This window comes from Blastococcus sp. SYSU DS0539 (genome assembly GCF_054050855.1).
Window position 1 is genome coordinate 150,146 of the sequence record NZ_JBJHAF010000007.1, and the last position, 21,364, is coordinate 171,509.

19 protein-coding genes, 1 tRNA gene and 1 pseudogene are annotated in these 21,364 nt (G+C 72.1%); 11 read left to right on the forward strand and 10 right to left on the reverse strand.

All coding sequences use genetic code 11. The features are described 5' to 3' along the window. The first annotated feature begins 12 nt into the window (after positions 1-12). The 4 genes from ACI790_RS10940 to ACI790_RS10955 are packed head-to-tail and all read left to right on the forward strand — an operon-like array spanning position 13 to position 2,517. Positions 13-576, forward strand: a complete 564-nt coding sequence (locus tag ACI790_RS10940; protein ID WP_456569813.1) for a biotin transporter BioY — start codon at positions 13-15, stop codon at positions 574-576. Further along, positions 573-1,313: an energy-coupling factor ABC transporter ATP-binding protein gene (locus ACI790_RS10945; protein ID WP_456569814.1), complete on the forward strand. Its 741-nt coding sequence runs from the start codon at positions 573-575 to the stop codon at positions 1,311-1,313. The genes ACI790_RS10940 and ACI790_RS10945 overlap by 4 nt, the downstream gene beginning before the upstream one ends. Next, a complete protein-coding gene (locus ACI790_RS10950) occupies positions 1,310-1,966 on the forward strand; it encodes an energy-coupling factor transporter transmembrane component T family protein (RefSeq protein WP_456569815.1) in 657 nt (218 codons plus the stop codon). The genes ACI790_RS10945 and ACI790_RS10950 overlap by 4 nt, the downstream gene beginning before the upstream one ends. Before the next feature lie 14 nt (positions 1,967-1,980). Further along, entirely contained in the window at positions 1,981-2,517 is a 537-nt protein-coding gene (locus ACI790_RS10955; protein ID WP_456569816.1) for an MOSC domain-containing protein, read from the forward strand. A gap of 131 nt (positions 2,518-2,648) precedes the next feature. Here the strand turns inward: ACI790_RS10955 and ACI790_RS10960 are convergent, their stop codons facing one another. The 3 genes from ACI790_RS10960 to ettA all read right to left on the reverse strand — a co-directional run bounded on the left by ACI790_RS10960 (position 2,649) and on the right by ettA (position 5,611). Next, complete coding sequence (locus ACI790_RS10960; RefSeq protein ID WP_456569817.1) at positions 2,649-3,065, reverse strand: acyl-CoA thioesterase; 417 nt, start codon at positions 3,063-3,065, stop codon at positions 2,649-2,651. 59 nt (positions 3,066-3,124) lie between these two features. Continuing rightward, entirely contained in the window at positions 3,125-3,748 is a 624-nt protein-coding gene (locus tag ACI790_RS10965) for a maleylpyruvate isomerase family mycothiol-dependent enzyme (RefSeq protein WP_456569818.1), read from the reverse strand. Positions 3,749-3,940: 192 nt separating this feature from the next. Continuing rightward, positions 3,941-5,611, reverse strand: coding sequence for an energy-dependent translational throttle protein EttA (gene ettA, locus ACI790_RS10970; RefSeq protein ID WP_456569819.1), 1,671 nt, complete (start codon positions 5,609-5,611; stop codon positions 3,941-3,943). 259 nt (positions 5,612-5,870) lie between these two features. Here ettA and ACI790_RS10975 point away from each other — a divergent pair, with 259 nt between their 5' ends. Continuing rightward, complete coding sequence (locus tag ACI790_RS10975; protein ID WP_456569820.1) at positions 5,871-6,515, forward strand: cation diffusion facilitator family transporter; 645 nt, start codon at positions 5,871-5,873, stop codon at positions 6,513-6,515. Positions 6,516-6,579: 64 nt separating this feature from the next. Here ACI790_RS10975 and ACI790_RS10980 read toward each other — a convergent pair whose 3' ends face one another. Next, the gene (locus ACI790_RS10980; protein WP_456569821.1) at positions 6,580-7,107 is read right to left on the reverse strand and encodes a single-stranded DNA-binding protein; all 528 of its coding nucleotides are present in this window, start codon (positions 7,105-7,107) and stop codon (positions 6,580-6,582) included. 188 nt (positions 7,108-7,295) lie between these two features. Here ACI790_RS10980 and ACI790_RS10985 point away from each other — a divergent pair. Continuing rightward, positions 7,296-7,368, forward strand: a tRNA-Arg gene (locus tag ACI790_RS10985). 85 nt (positions 7,369-7,453) lie between these two features. Further along, complete coding sequence (locus ACI790_RS10990) at positions 7,454-8,353, forward strand: tyrosine-type recombinase/integrase (protein WP_347059930.1); 900 nt, start codon at positions 7,454-7,456, stop codon at positions 8,351-8,353. A gap of 440 nt (positions 8,354-8,793) precedes the next feature. Here ACI790_RS10990 and ACI790_RS10995 read toward each other — a convergent pair whose 3' ends face one another. The 3 genes from ACI790_RS10995 to ACI790_RS11005 all read right to left on the reverse strand — a co-directional run bounded on the left by ACI790_RS10995 (position 8,794) and on the right by ACI790_RS11005 (position 13,739). Further along, on the reverse strand, positions 8,794-9,003 hold the full coding sequence (locus tag ACI790_RS10995) for a helix-turn-helix transcriptional regulator (RefSeq protein ID WP_347059929.1): 210 nt from the start codon (positions 9,001-9,003) through the stop codon (positions 8,794-8,796). A 219-nt stretch (positions 9,004-9,222) separates the two neighbouring features. Continuing rightward, positions 9,223-12,882, reverse strand: a complete 3,660-nt coding sequence (mobF, locus tag ACI790_RS11000; protein ID WP_347059927.1) for a MobF family relaxase — start codon at positions 12,880-12,882, stop codon at positions 9,223-9,225. A 434-nt stretch (positions 12,883-13,316) separates the two neighbouring features. Next, positions 13,317-13,739: an ABC transporter permease gene (locus ACI790_RS11005; protein WP_456569822.1), complete on the reverse strand. Its 423-nt coding sequence runs from the start codon at positions 13,737-13,739 to the stop codon at positions 13,317-13,319. 330 nt (positions 13,740-14,069) lie between these two features. On the opposite strand from ACI790_RS11005, the pseudogene ACI790_RS11010 reads away from it, so the two are divergent. The 3 genes and pseudogenes from ACI790_RS11010 to ACI790_RS11020 all read left to right on the forward strand — a co-directional run. Further along, positions 14,070-14,383, forward strand: a pseudogene (locus ACI790_RS11010) (hypothetical protein); the annotation flags it as partial. A 382-nt stretch (positions 14,384-14,765) separates the two neighbouring features. Continuing rightward, on the forward strand, positions 14,766-15,953 hold the full coding sequence (locus ACI790_RS11015) for a chymotrypsin family serine protease (RefSeq protein WP_347059924.1): 1,188 nt from the start codon (positions 14,766-14,768) through the stop codon (positions 15,951-15,953). Positions 15,954-16,217: 264 nt separating this feature from the next. After that, positions 16,218-16,616 carry a hypothetical protein gene (locus tag ACI790_RS11020; RefSeq protein WP_456569823.1) on the forward strand — a complete coding sequence of 133 codons (399 nt, stop codon included), beginning with the start codon at positions 16,218-16,220 and terminating at the stop codon, positions 16,614-16,616. Positions 16,617-16,756: 140 nt separating this feature from the next. Here the strand turns inward: ACI790_RS11020 and ACI790_RS11025 are convergent, their stop codons facing one another. The 3 genes from ACI790_RS11025 to ACI790_RS11035 all read right to left on the reverse strand — a co-directional run bounded on the left by ACI790_RS11025 (position 16,757) and on the right by ACI790_RS11035 (position 20,042). Further along, positions 16,757-16,954 (reverse strand): hypothetical protein, encoded by a 198-nt coding sequence (locus ACI790_RS11025; RefSeq protein WP_347059921.1) that lies wholly within the window; start codon positions 16,952-16,954, stop codon positions 16,757-16,759. Between the two features lie 270 nt (positions 16,955-17,224). Beyond that, positions 17,225-18,904: a ParB/RepB/Spo0J family partition protein gene (locus tag ACI790_RS11030; RefSeq protein ID WP_347059919.1), complete on the reverse strand. Its 1,680-nt coding sequence runs from the start codon at positions 18,902-18,904 to the stop codon at positions 17,225-17,227. A 16-nt stretch (positions 18,905-18,920) separates the two neighbouring features. After that, positions 18,921-20,042 (reverse strand): ArdC-like ssDNA-binding domain-containing protein, encoded by a 1,122-nt coding sequence (locus tag ACI790_RS11035; RefSeq protein WP_347059918.1) that lies wholly within the window; start codon positions 20,040-20,042, stop codon positions 18,921-18,923. A gap of 1,061 nt (positions 20,043-21,103) precedes the next feature. Between ACI790_RS11035 and ACI790_RS11040 the strand changes: the two genes are divergently transcribed. Beyond that, on the forward strand, positions 21,104-21,313 hold the full coding sequence (locus ACI790_RS11040) for a helix-turn-helix transcriptional regulator (protein WP_347059917.1): 210 nt from the start codon (positions 21,104-21,106) through the stop codon (positions 21,311-21,313). Positions 21,314-21,364 lie beyond the last annotated feature (51 nt).

The following is a 21,364-nucleotide window of genomic DNA, read 5'->3' on the forward strand; positions in this document are numbered from 1 at the left end:
CAGGAGCTGAGCATGAAGACCCGGGACCTGGCCTACATCGCCCTCTTCGCGGCCATCATCGCGGTGCTGGGCACCCTTCCCGCGGTGAACATCGGGCCCGTTCCGATCACCGCCCAGACCCTCGGCGTGATGCTGGCGGGCAGCGTGCTGGGCGCCCGCCGCGGGTTCCTCGCCGTCCTGCTGTTCCTGGTGCTGGTGGCCATCGGGCTGCCGCTGCTGTCCAGCGGCACCGGCGGCCTCGCCGTGTTCGCCGGCGCGACGGCGGGCTACCTGTTCAGCTGGCCGGTGGCCGCGTTCGTGATCGGCTGGCTGACCGAGCGCTTCTGGGCCCGGTACAACGTCGTCTGGGGCGTGCTGTTCAACGTCGTCGGCGGCATGGTCGTCGTCTACCTGATCGGCGTTCCGGTTCTGGCCGCCGTCGCGAACCTGTCCCTGGGCGAGGCGATCGTCTCCGGGGCCCTGCCGTTCCTCCCCGGTGACGCCGCCAAGGCCTTCATCGCCGCGGCGATCGCCGCCCAGGTGCGCCGCAGCTACCCGGTGATCGAGCGACCGCAGCGGGCGGTCGCCGCCCGGTGAGGTTCCGCCGGCCGGACGCTCGGCCCGCCGCCGACGCCGTCGCCGACCCGGCACGGGGGATCGAGCTGCGCGGCGTCGCGCACCGCTACGGCGACCGCGCGGTGCTCACCGATGTCGACCTGCACCTGACCGAGCCGCGCATCGGCGTCGTCGGGGCCAACGGCTCGGGCAAGAGCACGTTCGCGCGGCTGCTCAACGGGCTGGTCCTGCCCACGGCCGGGCAGGTGCTGGTGGACGGCCTGGACACCCGCAGCTCGGTGCGCGAGGTGCGCCGGCGGGTCGGCTTCGTGTTCCAGGACCCCGACGCCCAGATCGTCCACCCGACGGTCGCCGAGGACGCCGCCTACGGGCTGGAGAACCAGGGCGTGCCGGCCGCCGAGCGCGCCGAGCGGGTGGCCGAGGTGCTCGCGCGGTACGGGCTGGCCGGGCACGCCGACCATCCCGCGCACCTGCTCTCCGGGGGCCAGAAGCAGCTGCTCGCCATCGCCGGGGTGCTGGTGATGCGGCCGGCCCGCGTCGTCTTCGACGAGCCGACGACGCTGCTCGACCTGGTCAACGCCCGGCGCGTGGCCCGGGTGATCGACGACCTGGATCAGCAGGTGGTCGTGGTGACCCACCAGCTCGACCTGCTCGACGGCTTCGACCGGGTGCTCGTCGTCGACGGGGGCCGGATCGTCGAGGACGCCGCCCCCCGCCCGGCGATCGCGGCCTACCGGGCACTGATGGAGCGGCGATGACCCTCGCGCTCTACGTGCCGCGGCGCAGCGCCGTCCACCGGCTTCCCGCCGGCGGGAAGCTGCTGGCCCTCGCCGCCCTGGCGGTGCTGCTGTTCGTCGTGCCCACGCTGCCGGTGGTGGGCGCCGGTCTGCTCGCGGTGCTGGCGGTGGGCCTGGGTGCCGCCCGGCTGCCGGCGGCCTCGCTGGCCCGGCAGGCGCGGACGGTGCGCTGGTGGCTGGCCGGCCTGTTCGTCTTCCACGCCCTGTTCAGCGACCTGCCGACGGCCGCGGTCACCGTGCTACGGCTGCTGACCCTGGTGCTCGCCGCCGCCGTGGTGACGGCGACGACGCGGGTGACCGAGATGGTGGCCGTGATCGAGCGGCTGTGCTCGCCGCTGCGGGTGGTCGGCGTGCGGCCGGCGCGGATCGGCCTGGTCATCTCGATGGCGCTGCGGTTCATCCCGGTGCTGGCCGAGCGGGCCGACCGGATCCGGGAGGCCCAGGCCGCCCGCGGGGGCTCGGCGCGCGGCATCCGGGGCATGCGGACGACGGTGACCCCGCTGCTGGTGCAGCTGCTGCAGATGGCGCACACCGTCAGCGAGGCGCTCGACGCCCGCGGCGCCGACGACGTCCCGCCGGCCCGGGGACGCCGCTCCCCCGCCCCCGCCGCCTGACCGTGGAGGTACCCGTGGATGCCGGCTCGCTGCTGGAGATCTGGACGACGCCCGAGGCCGCGGCGCCGATGCGACGCGCGCCGTCGGCGCGGCTGGTGCCCGGGGTGGGCCTGGAGGGCGACCGGTACGCGCTGGGCGGCGGGACGTGGACGCAGTACCCGGACCTGGAGAAGCAGCTCACGCTGATCGACCGCGACGACGTCGCCGCCGTCGCCGCCGAGGTGGGCGGGCCGTTCACGACGGCGGACACCCGCCGGAACCTGGTCACCACCGGCGTGGACCTGCCGTCGCTGGTGGGGCGCTGGTTCGCGGTCGGTGACGCGCTGCTGTTCGGGATGAAGCGCTGCCCGCCGTGCACGCACCTGGAGCGGCTGACCGGCCGGAAGCTGGTCAAGGCGATGGTGCACCGGGGTGGGATCAACGCGGCGGTCTTCGGGGGCGGGGTGGTCACCGCCGGCGCGGTCGTGCGGCCGGTGCCCGACGAGGAGGCCGCGCGGCGGGGCGCGCCGACCGGAGCCGACCGCCCGGTGCCGCGGATCGTTCCCGGCTGACCGTCGAGGCGACCGTCCCGGGAGCGGCGGGTCACCAGGAGTACTCCGGGGACGGTCCGTCTCTGCCCACCCCTGCTGGGCAGAGACGGACCTCCCCCGGGCATACCTCCCTGCGGCCCACCCGCGGCCGGTCAGGCCCCGGCCGGCTCGTCGGTCCAGCGGGCGAGGAACTCCTTCTCCTCGGCGGTGAGCCGGCGCGGCCGGTTCAGCGCGAAGTCGACGGGCACCAGCAGCGTGCTGCCGGTGACGGCGAGCGTTCCGTGGTCGAAGAGCTCGTAGTGGCAGGTGAACGCGGCCGCGCGGATGCCGGAGACCCAGAGCTGCACCTCCAGCGGATCGGCGTCGTAGACCACCGACCGCTTGTAGACGATCTCGTGCGACGCCACCACCAGCCCGCGGCGCATCCCGGTGCGCTCGTCGTGCGTCGGCTGCTCGAAGAACAGGTTGACCCGCGCCATCTCGAAGTAGCCGAGGAAGGCGACGTTGTTGATGTGCTGGTAGGCGTCCATGTCCGACCAGCGCATGGGGACGTGCACGGTGTGCCTCACACCGTGCACCCTGCCGCATGGCGCCGGGTCGGCGCCGCGCGGGAGGACGACCGCGGGCCTCAGCCGCCGAGTTGCCGGGCGAGGTGCGGCTGCCCGGGCCCGGACAGCTCCGCGACGACGCCCCGGCGTCCGGCCACGGTCATCAGGACCGACTCCGCCGTCCCCCGGACCTCCGCTCCGCGGCCGAACGTCCAGTCGATGTCGGTGGCCACCAGGCGGACCCGGCGGGCGCGCAGCACGCCGAGAAGCGTCGGCGCGAACAGGGCCGTCCGGAGCGCCGGCACCAGCCGCGCGGCCGGGATGGCGCGGGGCAGACCGAGCGGGCGCCGGATGTCCTGCTGGTGGATCATCCCGTCCGTCAGCGCGATGGCTCCGCCCATCCCGGCGGTCAGCCCGGACGGCCTGAGGTGGGCGTCCAGGAGTTCGATCAGCTGCGCCGGTGTCCGGGTCGAGTACTCCCGCAGCCCGACGGCGTTCACCCGGTCGACCATGAACAGGCCGCGGGAGAACCGCTCGGCCAGCTGCCGGGGCCGCAGCTTCTCGTAGCTCAGCACGTGCGCCACCACGTCCCGCACGGACCAGCCGGCGCAGAGCGACGGCGCACGCCACTGCTCGGGGGTGAGGTCGGCCAGGAGGTCGCGCAAGTCCTCGCGCTCCGCTCTGGCCAGGGCCATCACGTCCATGCGCGGTACCGCCGAGACTGTCGCGGTCGCGCGGGTGCACGACGTGGGTGCGGCGAGCCTAGGCAACCGGCGCCGGGCAGGCCAGGGGCGGCCCGACGGAGGTGGCCGGCCGCGCCGGGGCACGGACGCCGACGGCCGGCGCGGAGCGGGGGCTCCGGCCGGCCGTCGGTGGTGACGTACCGAGGTCCTGCGTCAGTCGCGGCTGAGCTTGCGGTACGTGGCGCGGTGCGGGCGAGCCGCATCGGGCCCGAGCCGCTCGACCTTGTTCTTCTCGTAGTCGGCGAAGTTGCCCTCGAACCAGAACCACTTCGAGTCGCCCTCGTAGGCGAGGATGTGCGTCGCGACGCGGTCGAGGAACCACCGGTCGTGGCTGACCACGACGGCGCAGCCGGGGAACTCCAGCAGCGCGCTTTCGAGGCTGGTCAGCGTCTCGGTGTCGAGGTCGTTGGTGGGCTCGTCGAGCAGCAGCAGGTTGCCGCCCTGCTTGAGGGTCAGCGCCAGGTTCAGCCGGTTGCGCTCGCCACCGGAGAGCACCCCGGCCGGCTTCTGCTGGTCCGGGCCCTTGAAGCCGAACGCCGCGACGTAGGCCCGCGACGGCATCTCGACGTTGCCGACCTTGATGTGGTCCAGGCCGTCGGAGACGACCTCCCACAAGGTCTTCTTCGGGTCGATGCCGCCCCGGGACTGCTCGACGTAGGACAGCTTGACCGTCTCGCCGACCTTGATGTCGCCGTCGTCGGGCTTCTCCTCGCCGACCAGCATCTTGAACAGCGTGGTCTTGCCGACGCCGTTCGGGCCGACGACGCCCACGATGCCGTTGCGCGGCAGGGTGAACGACAGGTCGTCGATGAGCACGCGGTCGCCGAAGCCCTTGGTCAGGTTCTTGGTCTCGACCACGACGCTGCCCAGGCGCGGCCCGGGCGGGATCTGGATCTCCTCGAAGTCCAGCTTCCGGAACTTCTCCGCCTCGGAGGCCATCTCCTCGTAGCGGGCCAGCCGGGCCTTGCTCTTCGCCTGGCGGGCCTTGGCGCCGGAACGGACCCACTCCAGCTCGTCCTTGAGGCGCTTGGCGCGCTTGGCGTCCTTGGCGCCCTCGACCTGGAGGCGGGCGGCCTTGGTCTCGAGGTACGTGGAGTAGTTGCCCTCGTAGGGGTAGGCGCGGCCCCGGTCGAGCTCGAGGATCCACTGCGCCACGTTGTCCAGGAAGTACCGGTCGTGGGTGACGGCGACGACGGTACCGGCGTACTTCTCCAGGTGCTGCTCCAGCCACGCGACGCTCTCGGCGTCGAGGTGGTTGGTGGGCTCGTCGAGCAGCAGCAGGTCGGGCGCCTCGAGCAGCAACCGGCACAGCGCGACCCGGCGGCGCTCGCCACCGGAGAGCACGGTGACGTCGGCGTCGCCGGGCGGGCAGCGCAGCGCGTCCATGGCCTGCTCGATGCGGGCGTCGAGCTCCCAGCCGTCGGCGTTCTCGATGATCTCCATGAGCTCGCCCTGCTCGGCCATCAGCGCGTCGAAGTCGGCGTCGGGCTCGCCCATCGCCGCGCTGACTTCCTCGAAGCGGGTCAGCGCGTCGCGGAGCGGCTTCACCGCCTCCTCCACGTTGCCGCGGACGTCGAGCTCCTCGTTGAGCGGCGGCTCCTGCAGCAGGATCCCGACCGTGGCGTCCGGGGCGAGCGACGCGTCGCCGTTCGAGGGCTGCTGCATACCGGCCATGATCTGGAGCACCGTGGACTTGCCGGCACCGTTGGGACCGACGACGCCGATCTTGGCGCCGGGCAGGAACGACAGGGTGACGTTGTCGAGGATCACCTTGTCGCCGTGCGCCTTGCGCGCACGGACCATCGTGTAGATGTACTGAGCCACTGGGCTGCTGAGCCTTCCGTCGTCTCCGGGGGATCCCGCCTGGCGAGCCTACCGGGGGCGGGAACGGCGGCCGTCCGCTCCGAGGGGACAGCAGGCGCCGCGTGACAGCCCGTGCGGTCACGGCCTGCCATCGATCGATCCGGTGCAACGCCCCTCCTTTCCGCCGGATTCCCGGTGGACCGCGCGCACCTCACCACGGGATCGGACTCAGCCGTTAGCATCGCCGCGTGCCGATGACTGCCCGAACCGGTCGGCCCCGATGACCGCCGCCACCCTGACGCCGGCCGAGACCCAGCGGCTGACCCGGCGCGGTCTCCGGCTCGCGTGGTTCACGGTCGCCTACAACGTCGTCGAAGGCGCCGTCGCCGTCACCGTGGGGCTGCTCGCGGGGCTGGTCTCGATGGTGGGCTTCGGCGTCGACTCCGGCATCGAGTCGGCGTCGGCCGTGCTCGTCGGGCTGCGTCTGGCCGCCCGGCTGCGCCACGGCTCCGCGGACGAGGTGAAGGAGCGGCGCGCGCTCCGCGCGGTCGCCCTCACTTTCTTCGTGCTGGCCGGCTACGTGACGGTGGAGGGCATCCGGAGCCTGGTGAACGACGAGACGCCCGACACCTCCACCGTCGGCCTGGTCCTGCTGGCCGCCTCGATCGTGGTCATGCCGCTGCTGGCCCGGGCCAAGCGCCGGGTCGGCGAGCAGCTGGGCGGCGACCCGCTGATCCTGGCCGACGCGGCCGAGACCTGGATCTGCGTGCTGCTCAGCGTCTCCACCCTCGTCGGGCTGGGCCTCTACACCGTCGTCGGGTGGACCTGGCTCGATCCGGTCGCCGGGTTCGTGATCGCCGTCTTCGCCGTCATGGAGGGCCGCGAGGCCTGGGAGGGCGAGCTCGAGGACTCCTGCGGCCACTGATCGGGTCCGCCCGTGGGCGGGGGCCGGGCCGGCACCGGGCCGGCCCGGCCGCGCCCACCGGCGCTCAGCTGCCGACGAGCGCCCCGGCCGCCTCCTCCGACTCCTCGTCCGCGAAGCCGGTGCCGGTCTCGTACAGCTCGCCGGTGGCCGGGTCGAACCGGGCGTCGGAGAAGTCCGCCTCGGCCGGAGCCTCCGTCGGGGCGGAGCCCGCCTCGGCCGGCTGGGCGGTGCGCACCGGCGGGGTGCGGCGGAAGACGGACGTGCCCTTGGCCAGGTTGCACCCGACCGCGAAGGCCTTGATCCGCGGCCTGCTGCGCGGGCCGCTCTCCGACTCCCAGCTGTGCGTCGTCAGGGCACCGTGGACGATCACCGGATCGCCCTTGCTGATGGAGGCGGCCACGTGGCCGCTGAGGCCGTTCCAGCACTCGACGTCGACCCAGAAGGTGCCGGAGTCCACGAACTGCTCGCTGCCGGAGTCGTAGCGGCGGGCGGTGGAGGCGAGACGGAAGTTGGTCACCGCCCCGTTCTGGGTGCTGTTGCGACGGGGCGAGTCGACGACGTTGCCGACGACGGTGACGATGGTGTCGTTCACGGTGCTCCTCGGGAGGTGGCGCCGGGTCGGCGCTGCCGGCGCGGTGCCGGTGTGCCGTCGACCCTCGCCGCACCGGCCCGCCCGGGGCAGGCCGTTCCGCGAACTGTGGACGGGGCTCCCCCCTGTGGACGACGCGTCGCGGACCCCTGCCACGCCGTCGCCGGGCGATGCGATGATCGGCGGCGCGAGCGCCCGTAGCTCAGCGGATAGAGCAGGTGCCTTCTAAGCACTTGGTCGCAGGTTCGATCCCTGCCGGGCGCGCAGCTCGCCTCTGACCAGCTAGTTCAATGGAGAATCCTGTCCCGCAGGTCTGGCACAGCGCTCAGCGTCCGGATAACTTCGGCGCATGCGGGAGACCTGGGAGTCGCTGATCCGCGACTTCGTGCGCCACCTCAAGGGCACCAACCGGGCGGTGAACACCCAGACGATCTATCGCCGCGCGGCCCAAGGGCTGGTGCAGTTCCTCGAGCAGGACGGCGAGCTGCCCGGCCCGCAGCAGCTGACCCGGCGGCACATCGAGGCCTACATGGCCCACCTGATCGACACCCGGTCCGCGTCGACGGCCAACGTCGTCTACCGCGCCCTGCAGCAGCTGATGCGGTGGCTGCTGGACGAGGAGGAGATCGACCGCTCGCCGATGGAGCGGATGCGGCCGCCGATCGTTCCGGAGAAGCCGGTACCCGTGCTCACCGAGTCGCAGCTGCGCGCGCTGCTGGCCTCGGCCAAGAGCGCCTCGTTCGTCGACCGCCGCGACGCGGCCATTATCCGGCTGCTGCTGGACACCGGCGGACGGCTCTCAGAGGTGGCCGGGCTGGCCGTGGCTGACCTCGACTTCACCGACGACGTCGCCCATGTGATCGGCAAAGGGCGACGTCCGCGGGCCCTGCCCTTCGGGCAGCAGACGGGGCTCGCGCTTGGCCGCTATCTACGGGCCCGCGCCAAGGAGCGGCAGGCCGACCGTCCCGAGCTGTGGCTGGCGGAGAAGAACCGCGGGGCGTTGTCCTCCGACGGGGTCGGGCGGATGCTGCGTCGGCGCGGCCTCGCCGTGGGCATTCCCGGGCTGCATGCACACCAATTCCGGCACACCGCAGCCCATGAGTGGCTCGTGGCCAACGGCAGCGAGACCGATCTGATGCGGCTGATGGGCTGGAAGTCCCCGCAGATGTTGCGCCGGTACGGGGCCTCGATGGCCGACGAGCGCGCTCGAGAGTCCCACCGACGTCTCGGCCTCGGCGATCGTCTCTGAGCGACGATCCCGCGGTGCGCTCGGTCGCTGGGACCCCCTTTCGAGGTGCTCGGCTGACGAAAGGGCACTCCCCCGCACTTCGCGATCAGTGGGGCGCTCGTCCGCCGCCGGCCCGGCGGCTCCCGCGCGAATGGGCCGAGGCCAGAGCCAGCCGGAGGAAGTAGGCCTTGCGCGCGTGCTCGGCCCGACGCGCCCGCTCTGCGGGATCCAGAGTCCCGTCCGGGTCCACCTCGCGCTCGAACCGAGCCAGGAAGGCAGCGCGGGCAGGAGCTGTGTGCGCCGCGGCGTCCGGAATCCCGGCGTGCAGGTGGTGGGCTGCCATGCGGGCCCGCAGCGCCCGCCGGGCCGGGGAGGACGCGGCCTGCACGTCCCGTTCTCTCCGGCCAGCCGCACCGAGGTCTCCCACGTGACCTCCGCGCTGTTCCTGTGAACGGGACTCTTCAGCGCCCACGGGTCTGCCCTGCTCTCGCGTCGATCCAGGCACGCAGGTCGTGTCGGCGGTAGAGGACGCGGCGGCCGAGGCGGAAGCTGCGGGGGCCGGTGTTGTGATGCCTCCAGTAGCGGAGGGTGGCGACGGGGGCGCGGAGCAGTTCGGCGGCTTCGGTGATGGTGAGCAGCGCGGGCTGGTTTTCGGCGGGCTGGTCGGGCATGGCGGCTCCAGAGCGGGTCGGTGTGCCTGGCCGTACATCGACAGAAGGCGCCGTTTCGGACCGTTTGCTGACACGCCGTGGAAGAGTCTGTGGAGAACCTCCGGTTTTCCTTCTGTTTTCCTCCGGCACGGCACGGGGCCCGTCGGGCTCCTCGGCCAACCCGGCGAGAGAGCCCCTTGGATGCCCTGAGGGTGAGGCGGTGCGCAGGGAGAAAGCCGTTCAGCGCCCGATGCCCCGGTCGGGCGCGCGGTGTGAGGTGAGGTCGCGAAGGTCCTCCGGGTACGGGCGACGGACGGCCTGGTCGGACGCGACCGTCGGTCGAGGGGTGGTCCGGGTTGCCCGTTGGGCGGCGTCGCGGCGGGCGCGCCAGGTGTTGCTCTCCTGCCTGAGAAGCTCGGGCGGCTGGGCGAGGATCGCCGGGTCGGCTTGCAGGGTGGCGATGCGCGCCCGGACATCGGTGACCTGCTGGCGGGCGGCGGCGAGAGCACGCTCGGCGTCGGCCAACTGCCGCGCGTAGTCGCGCTTGCCCGGTGAGCCGTAGTCGGCGTCGTGGTCGCGGCGGGCCCGGGCCAGCTCTCGCTCTGCGGCCTGGTGGGCCCGCAGTGCGGTGTCGGCGGCCGCGGTCAGCTCGCGGTTCTCGGGGTGGGCGGCTTCGGCGGTGCGGCGGGCGGAGGCGTCCAGCGCCGCCCGCATCGCGGGACGGTCGTCGGGGCCGGCGGCGGCCCGGGTCAGCCGGGCGTTGTCGGCGGGGAGGCCCGGCAGGTGCGGTGCCCACGTGGTGTACCAGCCGGTGAGCTGTTCGTCGGCGCGCGCCACAGCGGACCGACGGAGCCCGAGCCGACCCGGGCCGCCGAGGACCACCCGGGCGGCCTGCCGGGCTGCCTCCCGCTCGGCGTCCCAGCGGTCCAGCAGCGCCTGCCGGATGCTGGCGGTGTCAGCGGTGATTAGGGCGCGGCTGGTCTCGGCGGCCTGGCGGGCAGCGGCGGCGTCGACCGCGGCCTGCCGGCAGTTCGTCTCCAGGGCGGTGAGCCGTCGGGTGTCGTCGGCCTGCCGTGCGACGGCCTGGGCGAGGATCCGGTGCTGCCACTGTTGGCGGGCGAGCAGGTCCAGGCAGCGCTGCTGGTCGGTCCACGCGGCGTGCAGCTCAGCGAGGGCCTCGGCCAGCGGCCGCGACCGGGCGTAGCGCGCGGCCTCGGCGGCCGCGGCCCGGGCGGCGTGGGCGGGACCGAGGTCGGCGCGGTCTCGGACGAAGACCGTGAGCCACTGCTCCCGCGCCGACTCGACGTCCGCGGCCACCAGGTGGGCGGTGTTGGTCTGGCGACCGCGGGTCATCCCGACGTAGGCCGACGCCGCGCCGGTGTGCTCCCCGATCGCCAGGTGCGCGGCGGTGACGGTGTCCCCCTGGGCGCCGTGCGCGGTGGTCGCATAGGCGAGCTCGACGTGCGCGGTGACGTAGTCGACGGGCAGCACCCGCGACCCTGTCCCGGCCGGGGTGACGGTGGGGATGACGGAGGCCTCCTCGCCCCCGGCGGGGGTGACATGTGGTGTGCCGTCGGGGGTGACGCGCAGCCCGCCGTTCCGGTCGACGCCGGTGACCGTCCACACGTCGCGGTTGGCGACCTGCAGGTCGCGGTCGTTGCGGCGGGTGGCGATCCGGTCGCCGATGCCGATCCGCTCCCCGGCCCCGGTGACGACCACGCGCCGGTCGTCGACTCGGCCCTCGGTGACCAGTCGGTCCCGGATGACGGCATTGAGGGCGGCGGCCTGCTCACGTGTGTCGACCACCAGCGCCACCGGCTCGTCAACGGCGTTGGAGATGGCCGCGCCGGCGGCGAGCGCCTCCCGCAGCGCCTGCGCGTCGGGGTGCAGCCGGATCTGCCCGCGGGCAAACAGCGCGTCGAACACCATCCCGGGGTTCTCACCGGCGCGCATCGCCAGGGTCAGCTCGGCGTAGTCGGTATCCGGTGTCGTGCGGCCGGTGGCGTCGGTGCGGATGAAGCGGTGCACCCCGACCAGTGTCAGGTGCTCGGCCGGGTCGACCTGGGCCGCGGCGAGGTCCAGGACGCCACCGCGACCGACCGCCGGCAGCTGATGCCGGTCACCGAGCAGGGCGACGCGCACCCCGCACTCGTCCGCGATCGTCAGGAGGGCCCTGGCGGTGTCCTGGTCCAGCATGCCCGCCTCGTCCACGACGAGCAGGTCACCGGCCCGCAGCCGCGCCCCGTCGGCCGGTCCGGCATAGGTACGGCCGGTGACCGGGTCGGGGTGGCCGAGGGCGAGGCGGGTCCACGCGCCGTCGCCGTTCCAGCGCCAGCCGTACTCGAAGGCCAGCCGGGCCGCCGACCCGGCGACCGCACCGACCTCCGCGGCGACGACCTTGGCCGCCTTCAACGTCGGGGTCACCACCACCAGCCGGCGACCCTGCTCGGCGAGCTGGGTCCTGGTGGCGGCCAGGGTAGTGGTCTTGCCGGCGCCGGCCGCGCCCTCGATCACCACCAGTCGCCGCGGGCCGGCGAGCGCGGCGACCGCCGCGGCCTGCCCGGCATCCAGCCGCGTGCCACCGGCTGCGAGGTCGACCGGCTGTGTCAGGCCGGGGCCAGGGACGCCGGCCGGGCGATCGGTGGCGCGGGAGGCGAGGTGCGCGGACAGATCCGCCTCGACGGCGAGCACCGGTCCTGAGGTCCAGGCCCGAATGTGCTCGGGCACCCCCTCGGCAGGGCTGTGGCGGTCCAGCAGGGGCACACACCGGCCCATCGCACGGGCGGTGACGTCTTCGGCGAGCTCGATGCGCACCGCCGGATCGGTGACGATGCCGGCGGCGGCGAGCAGCTGCTCTACCTCCCCGCGCACGTCGGCGGCGTTCCACGCCGAGCGGGCGGCGCCCAGCCGGTCCAACACCCGGTCGGCCACCTGCTCCCGGTCCAGGCCGCCGACCGGGGTGGGGGTCAGGCCGACAGGAGCATTCCGATCGCGGTAGCCCAGCGCGGCCAGCTCGTCCCGCCACCGTGCGGTGAGGTCCTCCCCCGGCTGGGGCAGCACCTTGTCCGGGCGGCCCGCTGCCCACGCTCTCGCGTCCCAGGAGCGGCGCAACGCCGGGCCGGGGGATTCGCCGGGATGCGCCGCGGCCCATTCCCGTTCGTAGGTGTCGATGTTCCGGGCGATCTGCGCCGTTCGCGCACTGAAGGCGCCCACGAAATCCACAAGCTGCCGAATCTCCCCACCGGCATCCAATGCATACCCGTGCGCGGCGAGCGCGGCGCGGAATTGCGGGTCGCAGGCAACCGCGGCGTGCCCAATACCGTTGATCGCGGCGAGGGAATCGCGGACGCCGACGGTGTGCAGGCCGCGCCATTTCCCGGCCGCGAACACCCGGGCGTTGATCTGCAGGTGCAGATGGCGGTGCGGATCCCCGGCCCGCGACGTGTAGTGCGCCACCGTCACCGCCTCGGCCACCTCGACCGGCACCTGCACCTGCCCGCCGCGCGGACCAACCCGGGTGGTGGCGTGCCGCCCGAGCCAACCGATGATCTGCTCGGCCGCCCGGGCCTGCGCCGCGTCATACGCCGTCGCGATGTCCGGATGCAGCGCGGCCGCCAGCGACCACGTCTTCGGGCCGTTGACCACCACCTCGACGAACCGCACCGCATGCCCGTCGCCACGCAGCTGACCCCGCGGCTCCCCGGTGCCCGGTTCACGGCCGGCCACCCACGTCTCGTAGGCGTCACCGGTCAGCGGCGCCAGCTCGGTCACCCGCCCCTCGGCGACGCCGAACCGGCGGGCCACACCGGCGCCCTCGGTCAGGTAGTAGTCATCCGCCCGGCCCCGGTCGGCCTCCACATACTGCCGGGCAGCCGCCGGCGCACCGGCGTAGACCTTCATCCCGCCATGCATTCTCAACGCCACCCGACAATGACCAACAAGTCACCCCTAGAAACGCCGATGGGCCCCGCGAAGCGGGGCCCGACCTACCTCCGAAGGTAGCATGCGTGCCGTTATTCACGTTATTTGGTGAGGGGGTTGGGTGCTATCGGTAAGCGTTGGATGTTGCGAGAACAGGGTCAGCGCGGCGGTCGGCTCATGGGTTCTTTGTGGCAGCCCATTGATGGTCTCGGGGACTTGGTCGGCCTAACCCGTCAAACTGCGACCTTAGAGATGGGGCAAGCGCTTCATGTCTGAAGAGGTAAAGCGAAGCGATAGCGAACGCGTCATCAGACCGAGAGGTCGGTCCTCACGCAAATGGCGTTGCGCAAGAGCGAGCCGACGGGCTAGCCCGGTGTCCAAGGGGCTACGGCGTACGGAGGACGCGCACCGGGTCACGCATGGCGGCTACGGCGGCCGGGGCGAGAGCTGCTGTGGGTGGCGGTCAGTACGGCCAGCACTAAGGCCCCTACAACCAATGACCAAAGCGCGAGGCTCCCGGTCCAGATGGCGAGCAACACTCCAAGCACCGCGCCAAGGATGGAACCAGCAGTGCTGGCGATGGTGGTGCGCAGGGTGACCAGCGCGATGAGCGTCGAGCGGGTGGCTCCCAGGGCGCGTCGTCGGCCGAGGTCGGTGCGCCGGAGGAGAACGTCGGAGAGGACGACGATCCCGGTCAGCGCGGCTCCGGCGGCCAGTACGAGCAGTAGCAGCGATCGCCCGAATGCTCCGACGTCCTCTCTGACCTGGCTCTGCAGTTCCGCCAGCTCCGCGGGGGGCTGGACCTGCAGGTCCGTGGGTGAGGGGGCGTCGACCAATTGGAGGACCTGTGCCTGAGTGGTGCCGACGTCATCGGGGTTCCCGATGACGACGTACATGGTCGAGGCCGGTGCCAGTGCCCCTGCGGGGGAGCCGATGAGCACGCCGTTGTCCAGCTGACCGAATGGCTCGCGTGCGGTGAATGTGCCGACCACCGCGGCCTCCTGTGCGCCCCAGGCGACGTAGCCGGCGGGTCCGTCGAGGCCCAGCAGTCCAGCGGCCGATTCGGCGACGATGGCTTCGCCGGGTCCGGGCAGGCGGCCGCTGGTGAGGGTTGCAGCCGCGCCGAGGTCGCCCAGCACGGTCCACGGCGGACGGTCTCGGCGCTGTTCGAGACCACGCTGGGCGACCATGGCATCACGCTGCTGCGGCCGGGCCCGCGCCGGGGAGACTCCTCCGCCCGGAGCGCGCCTGTTCAAGCCGCTGCGGCTGGTGATCGAGTCGATCAACGACACCCTCGAAGGCCAGCTCGACCTCGAACATCCCGGCGGGCACATCCCGACGGCCCCCGACCGGTGTGTGGGTCCGCGTCCTGCAACGCGTCCTGGCGCCGACCGCCGTCATTTGGCAACCATCACATCGGCGCACAACCCCAGGATCACTGATCGCATCAGACGACAAACCCATGGAATCGGTCATCTAGCGACGCGTCCCCAGCGGGACCGGTCTTGGCCTTCTTCCGCGGCGACGACGGTCGCATGTCACGTCCGTTGCACGTGGAGCTCGGCGGCCGCACGCGGCCTCGTCTCAGCGCCGCACCCCGACTCCGGTCTCGGCGCCAAGGGTCTTGCGCTCGTCGATACGGACTGTAAGGGTGCCATCACGCCACGCAAAGGCGTCCAGCCCAGAGGAGAGTGATGAGTCACCGTTCATCTACCTGCGCCCCCTACCATCGCCGGACGCGCTCGCGCCGGCCAGGTACACGACTCCTCCTTGCGTCGCTGACAAGCCTCGGACTCGCGATATCCCTGGGAGGACCAGCACTCGCCTCACCTCTGCCGCTCCCCGCGCCTGGAACGGCGGAGATGGAGAGAGTCGACCCGCAAGGTAGTGCCATCGACAAGTCCGCACTGACCTTGCCACCCGTCCCGGAGAACATGGGAGCGCTCGCCAGCGAACTCTCAGGCAGGTTCGTCGACGATCCCCAGTTCGCCGCAGTAGAAGTCACGTTGCAGCGAGACAAGGTCATCGTCTACTGGCACGGCAAGCCATCAGCCGCGGTGCTCGGCATGATCAGCACCAAGCCGGATGTCTCCACGGAATTCCGTGAGACCCGGTTCAAGCCGGGACTGCTGCGAGAAGCTGCTCGTCGGCTGCTCGCGTCGAATCCCAATGTCGAATCCGCGCACGCACGGTACGACGGCTCCGGCTTGGCTGTGTCACTTGATCCGACGGTCCCGCTCGCGAATCGCCCGAGCCAAGCTGCACTACAGGCCGCGACGGGCTTCCCGACTACCGTCGACACGCAAGCCCCTGTGGCTGCAAGCACTCGCCAGTACGACTACAGCTACCACCTTGGCGGAGCCCGCATCTATCATCCACTCGGTGACGGTCGCGCATCCGGATGCACCTCCGGCTTCGCAGTCAGGAGCCAATTAGACCCCGCCAAGCAAGGCATGATGTTTGCAGCTCACTGCGGGACGAGCGAATTGGGTAATGACTGGGTCGTCTCGGGCGCCAACACGTACCTCTGGGGCAAGACCGTTGCATTCGATTGGGATCATGACGGCGCCATCATCGATAGCGGCTTCTCCCAGCCGTACATGTGGATCGGGGCCTATGACACAACAAACTACACGAAGATCAACGGCGGCCGTAACGCCTACAAGAACCAAGAGCTCTGCTACAGCGGATCTTACTCGGGACTCGTCTGCGGAAATGTCGTGACCGAAACGGGTGTGCTCTACAAGCTCGACAACGGCAAGCTGTCCAACATCACAGGATTCATGACTCAGCAAAAAAGCGGCACCCCGGCGGCGGGCAACGGCGACAGTGGCGGGCCCGGCTACGAGGTGACCTACGATACCTACTCGGGAAGTTACAAGCGATACGCCGTGGGAATTATCTCGGCGATCCCCATGAACTCCCCTGCTGAATGCCTTGGAGTTCCGGGCAGCACGGCCGAGAATGGACGGAAGTGCAGCCCCACCGTCTACGCCACGTCCGTCATCTCCATCACCAACCAACTCGGTTGGAGCGTTATCGAACAGTAGGCTGTTCCCAAGACAGGGATCCAAGACAGGGAGGGGTGAGCTGGCCCAGAGTAGCCGGGCTCACCCCTCCCCCCGTCTCCAAGGGAGTACTGTCAACACATGCGGACACGCACAGCGCGATTCACCGTAGCGCTCATCCTCGCAGGAGTGATGTCATCAGCAGCCTGCGCCACCCAACAGAATTCTGCCCAACCTCCGGCTACTCCGTCTGAAGAAATCAAAGTAGCCGCATTTGGTGAGCCAGGGACGGCTACCTCAGATGACTTGTCGAGTGCGGCCCACGCCATAACGAACGCACTCGGCGATCGACGCCAGTTCTCCGCGATCGAGCTCCTCAAGGATACCGAGAAGCTGAGGCTCTACTGGCATGGCGAGGCGCCAGCTGGCGTCCTTGACGAGGTAGTCCAGGATCACCCTGGAGTGGTCATCGAAGTGGTTAGCACGACGTACTCGCCGAAGATCCTCCGCGAAACGGCACGCCGGCTGCTTGCTACCGAGTCCGCGGTGCGGGCGGCGATCCCGCGCGCCGACGGTTCCAGCATTCGCGTGGAAGTTGCTGCCGACGAATTGGACGGCACGGTCGAGGAGCTAGAAACGCGCCTATCCCGGGAGACGGGTGTGCCAATAGAGGTTGGTACAGCTCCTCCCGTGCCTGCGGACTAACGCGAACGACAGCACGCAGCATCAGCAGCCGGCGATTGATTGCAGTTCCTCGTGGTCGCGATCATGAGTGCCTTTCCGGTGCCTCTGCCCGAGCGCCGCCGGTGACGAACATGGTGATGTAAGCCCATCCAGGGGGCAGGTCATCGTTGTACGCCGCGACAGCCTGAAACCCCTTCGATGGTGATCAGCCCGGCGTGCTGCAGCTGCGGCAGCCAGTGGCCGGAGGTGATCAGCAGGAGGATCGCGGCCTCGTCGGAGTAGTCGCCGAGGGCGGCGCGCAGCAGGGCGTTCTCCACGCCGACCGGGTCGAGGTCGGCGGCTCTGAGTTCGAAGATCACTGGGTTCTCCCTCTCCCGGCCAGCGGGGGTCGGGGGTGAGTGTGCCGATGGGGTCTGACAGGCGCGGCCGTCGGCGCGGGTGTCGGGCAGCGGTCGCGGGGTGGGTGAGCGCGTCGGGCCGGCAGGCCCGCCGGCAGCTTGCTGACGGTTGGTCTCGACGCGCCAGCGGCGGGGCCTCGCGCGCCCCCCGCCGCCGGCTGGCCACATGAAACCGGCCCCCGCCTCGGCGTGGCCGCCCCCGCGGGGCGTGCGGGGGCAGCCGGACGACGGTCAGCTGGCGCCGGGTGCGGGGTCGGCGGTGGGTTGGTCGGCGGCGTCGATGATCTGTTGTTCGATGTCGGCGAGTGTGTAGCCGCAGGAGGCCAGGAACCGCAGCCAGCGGGCGTCACCGGCGCCGGGGTTGCGCCAGGACTGGCGGTGCAGGCCGGACTCGATGGCGCCGGCGATGTGGGCCAGCAGCGCCACGGGGAGCCGGGCGTCGGGCACGTGTTCGCCGCTGGTCAGCGTGAGCGCGGGCTTGTCCGGGGTGGCCCACCACTGGCCGGGGGCGTCGATGCCGAGGTCGGCGGCGGCGGAGTCCTGGGCCCGGTTGGGTCGCCCGGACAGCCACCGGGACAGTGCCCGGGGGTCGGCGGCCATGGTTTCGACGGCGAACCGCAGCGGGCCCTTGGGTGGGGTCTTGCGCTGCAGCAGGCCCTTGATCCACTCCCGGCGGGTCTCGTCCGCCGCCGCCATCGCCTTGTTGTTCTCGATGGTGGTCCGCCGCTCGGCCGAGGCGGCCTCCCGTTCGGCCTCGCTGGGTTCCTCGGCTGCTGCGTTGGTGGGCAGGGCGGTGGCCGTCCAGCGGGCGCGGTGGCCGTTGCCGGCCGGGTCGGTGCACACCTCGACCGGCTGCGGTCCCTGCCAGCCGGTGGTGCAGACGTAGACCGCGGAGCCGGGGCAGCCGGCGTGGCCGTCGGCGGTCAGCGGCGAGCCGTCGTGCTCGAGGTTGGCCACCCGGGTGGCGGCGCGGCCGGTGTCCTCGTCCAGGACGGTGCGCCCGGCGGCGGTCAGCTCGGCCAGTAGGGCGGCTGCCTGCTCCGCTTCCTGCTTCGCCTGCTTGGCGCGGGTCAGTGCGTGGGCGAACTGCCCGGGTCCCTCCCCCGCTGACGCGATCAGGGCGGCGGTGGTGTCGGGGTCGCCGGCGTAGACGGCGACGGCGGCGGCCTGGTCCAGGGTCAGTCCGGCAGCGGCGACCGCGGCGGCGGTGTCGCCGTCCAGCCGGCCCAACCCGGTGGACTTGGCGACCCTGGTCAGCGGCACGCCGAGGTCGAGCATTGCCTGCACGCCGCGGGCTTCCTCCACCGCGGACAGGCCCCGGCGGTGCAGGTTCTCGGCCATCATCGCGCCCACGTGCCCGGCCTGGGCGGCCCGGTCGCCGTCGGTGGCGTCACGGTCGAGGGCAAGGTCGGGGCGCAGCACGCACGGCACCGTGGTGAGGCCGGCGAGGACCGCGGCGGCAGCCCGGCGGTGCCCAGCCACAAGCTGATGGCCCGGCGTCCCGTCGGCGGCGGCGTGCGGGATCACGGTGAGGGCCTCCAGCACGCCCTGGGCGGCGATGGAGTCGGCCAGCCCGGACAGGTCGCCGAGGTCGTCGCGGATGTTGCGGGGGTGCACGGCCAGCTCCCGGGGGTCCAGCCACACCAGCCGGTGTGCCTGCCCGCCGTCGTCGGCTGTCCCGCCGCCTGCGCTGCCGGCGCCGGCCAGGTCGACGTGCTCGGTCTCGCGCTGCTCGATCCCGGCACGTCGGGCGTTTTCGGTCGCGGACGGCTCGTCGGGCGTGTCCTCCCGGCCGGTGGTCAGAGCGGCAACTGTCGTGGCGGTGGTCATGGCTGGTTCTCCTTCGATGCTCTGCGGGGTGGCGGTGCTCTCGGTGGGGGTGCTGTCGGCGGGGGTGCTGGTGGCGGGCATGTCGCGCTCTCCCCGGTCAGGCAGTGGCGAGGACGCGGGCGCCCCCGGGCTGCGCGACCGGTCCGTCAGGCGGGGCGGTTTCCCCATCCCCCGGCGTGTCCTCGGCGCCCTCGGCGCCATCGAGGTGGTCGAGGATGCGGCGGGCGGCAGCGGTCACCGTGGCCGCGGCGGCGCGGACGACGTCGACGTCCCCGGCCGCCCAGGCGGCGACGTAGGGGACGGTGTAGGCGCCGGCGTCCAGCCCGGCCCAGGCGGTGACGATGTAGGCGACCGACTCGGCCTCGGCCTCCGCCCGCCCGCGGCAGCCCCGGTAGTCATAGCCATCGGCGGTGTGCCCGCACTCGATATGCGCCAGTTCGTGGGCGAGGGTCTTGACCGCCTGCGCGTCGGCGACGTCCGGGCGGACCCGGACGGTGCGGGTGGCCGGGTCAGTGAGGCCGTTGGCCTGCCCGCAGTCCTCGCGGCTCAGCGTGTAGCCGTGCGCGGCGACCTGCGCGGCCAGCGCTACCCACAGGGCGGCGGGGGCGTCACCGGTCAGCAGCTCGGGCGCGATGTCGGGCAGCGGGTCGCCCTCGGTCTGGGAGACGTCGAAGACGTGCGCGACCCGGAACCCGCGCAGCACCCGCCCCCGGGCCGACAGGTCGGCGTCCCCACCGGCCGGCTCCCCCGCCGTCCCCGCCGCCGTCGTGGCGGCGGCCCCACGGGTGTCCTGCCCGGTCCCGGTGTCGGCTCGGGTGTCCTTGGGCGTGTAGGTGCAGGGGGCCAGGACGGCGAGTCCGGTGGATCCCTTGACCACGCTGCGGCCCAGAGCCTTCCAGGTGGTGAACCCGGCCACGCGGGTGGGGCTGAAGCCGAGCCGCGCGGCCTGCAGCTCGATTAGCAGCTGGTTGCCCAGGCTGTAGGTGTGGAACTTGGCGGCGGCATCGAGCATCGCCCGCCACTGCGGATCGGCGGCCAGCTGCTCGACGCGCTCGCCGATCTGGTCGTGCAGGGCGGCGATCTTCGCCGCCCGCGCGGCGTCGGCTGCCTCCCGCTGCGCCGGACTCAGCTGCGGTCGCCGACTCCGGCTTCCCCTGCCGGTGCGACTGCTGCTCGTGCCGCTTGCCGCGCTGCTGGTTGTGCTGCTGGTGCTGGTCATCTGGACCCTCCCGGAACTGGAGCCGACACCGGTACGGGAGGGACTACGGAGTAGGTGTCCTGCCACCCATTCCCCCGGCCCGTCCGGCACAGAGCTCTGCTCAGGGGCCGGGAGCGACGGCGGGGGACGACCGGACCAAGACTGCTTCCGCAGCGCAGCGCCCGAAGGGCGGAAGGATCTTGGTCCGGTCGGGAGGAGACGGCGCGAGAGGCCCCTACGCTGAGCTGCCGGACGGGTCGGGGGACCAGCAAGCACAGCCCGCCGCAGGCGGACCTTGACGACGGCGCAGCCGGCGCCACGCGCAGCGTGGCCCGAAGGGCGCTCCTGCCCTCCCCCAGCGACCGCGGCGCGACGTTGCATTTGACGCGCTCACCGGTCAGGGACCCCTGGTCACCCGACACGCGGCACCAGCCGCTGGCGGACCGATCACGGGCTCCGCCGTCTCGCCATGCTCGAGGTGCGGTGTCGTGCGCCATGTGTCGACCGTGGCCAGGCCAGCGCCCGCCCGAGGGCGTCGGTCCGGATGTCGTGGACAGGAGCCGTCGTCCACCGGGACCAATTGCACCCGAGCCCCCCGATGCCCGCGCCTGCACCGGCTGACTGGAGGACAACAGGAGGACAACTGGAGGAACCCCAGGTCAGCCGCGAACCTCCAGTGGTCCTCCAGTCCCTGTGCGAACACGGGTCCCCCGACTGTCGTCGGCCTACCGGAGAACGTGCCTCACAAGCGCGGGGCGGAGCAGCTCGGCCAGGGACAGCGCCGCGGCGGACAACCGGGCACCGGCCGAAACTGGAGGTGGTCCCGGGAGACCCCCTGATCGGGACGGGACATAACCCAGCCGCAGGACCGGGGGCCGTCCACCGGCTGTCCCGGCGGCCCCCCGGCGCCGGCAGATGCAGGGGCTCCATCGCTGGCAGGTGACGTGCCAGGAACGGCCGCTACAGGAGAACAACCGGAGACATCCGGTCAAGGCTGGCTGTGAGGTGTCACCACCGGGCCCGAAATGGCGCCTTCTGTGGTGAGACCACCGCCCACCACCGACCGCCTCCGGGAGCCAGCCATGCCCGACCCCACCGACGACCACGAGCCCGAACTGCTCACCATCACCGAGGCCGCGGACGTGCTCCGCGCCCCAGTCGCCACCCTCCGCTACTGGCGACACCTCGGCACCGGCCCGAACAGCTTCCGACTCGGCCGGCGCGTCCTCTACCGCCGCGCCGATTTGCGCTGCTGGATCGACGCACAAGCCGACCAGGCCCCGCGCCGATAGCCCCGCGCCTGGCGGAGAGCGGCTGGACCGGACACGGGGCCGCATCGGACT

Excerpts from the sequence above, each read along its gene's own strand:
- ACI790_RS10940 (WP_456569813.1), top strand. The coding sequence starts at position 13 with ATGAAGACCCGGGACCTGGCCTACATCGCCCTCTTCGCGGCCATCATC.
- ACI790_RS10950 (WP_456569815.1), top strand. The coding sequence starts at position 1,310 with ATGACCCTCGCGCTCTACGTGCCGCGGCGCAGCGCCGTCCACCGGCTT.
- ACI790_RS10965 (WP_456569818.1), bottom strand. The coding sequence starts at position 3,748 with ATGGACGTGATGGCCCTGGCCAGAGCGGAGCGCGAGGACTTGCGCGAC.
- ACI790_RS10975 (WP_456569820.1), top strand. The coding sequence starts at position 5,871 with ATGACCGCCGCCACCCTGACGCCGGCCGAGACCCAGCGGCTGACCCGG.
- ACI790_RS10990 (WP_347059930.1), top strand. The coding sequence starts at position 7,454 with ATGCGGGAGACCTGGGAGTCGCTGATCCGCGACTTCGTGCGCCACCTC.
- ACI790_RS10995 (WP_347059929.1), bottom strand. The coding sequence starts at position 9,003 with ATGCCCGACCAGCCCGCCGAAAACCAGCCCGCGCTGCTCACCATCACC.
- mobF (WP_347059927.1), bottom strand. The coding sequence starts at position 12,882 with ATGAAGGTCTACGCCGGTGCGCCGGCGGCTGCCCGGCAGTATGTGGAG.
- ACI790_RS11015 (WP_347059924.1), top strand. The coding sequence starts at position 14,766 with ATGGAGAGAGTCGACCCGCAAGGTAGTGCCATCGACAAGTCCGCACTG.
- ACI790_RS11030 (WP_347059919.1), bottom strand. The coding sequence starts at position 18,904 with ATGCCCGCCACCAGCACCCCCGCCGACAGCACCCCCACCGAGAGCACC.
- ACI790_RS11035 (WP_347059918.1), bottom strand. The coding sequence starts at position 20,042 with ATGACCAGCACCAGCAGCACAACCAGCAGCGCGGCAAGCGGCACGAGC.
- ACI790_RS11040 (WP_347059917.1), top strand. The coding sequence starts at position 21,104 with ATGCCCGACCCCACCGACGACCACGAGCCCGAACTGCTCACCATCACC.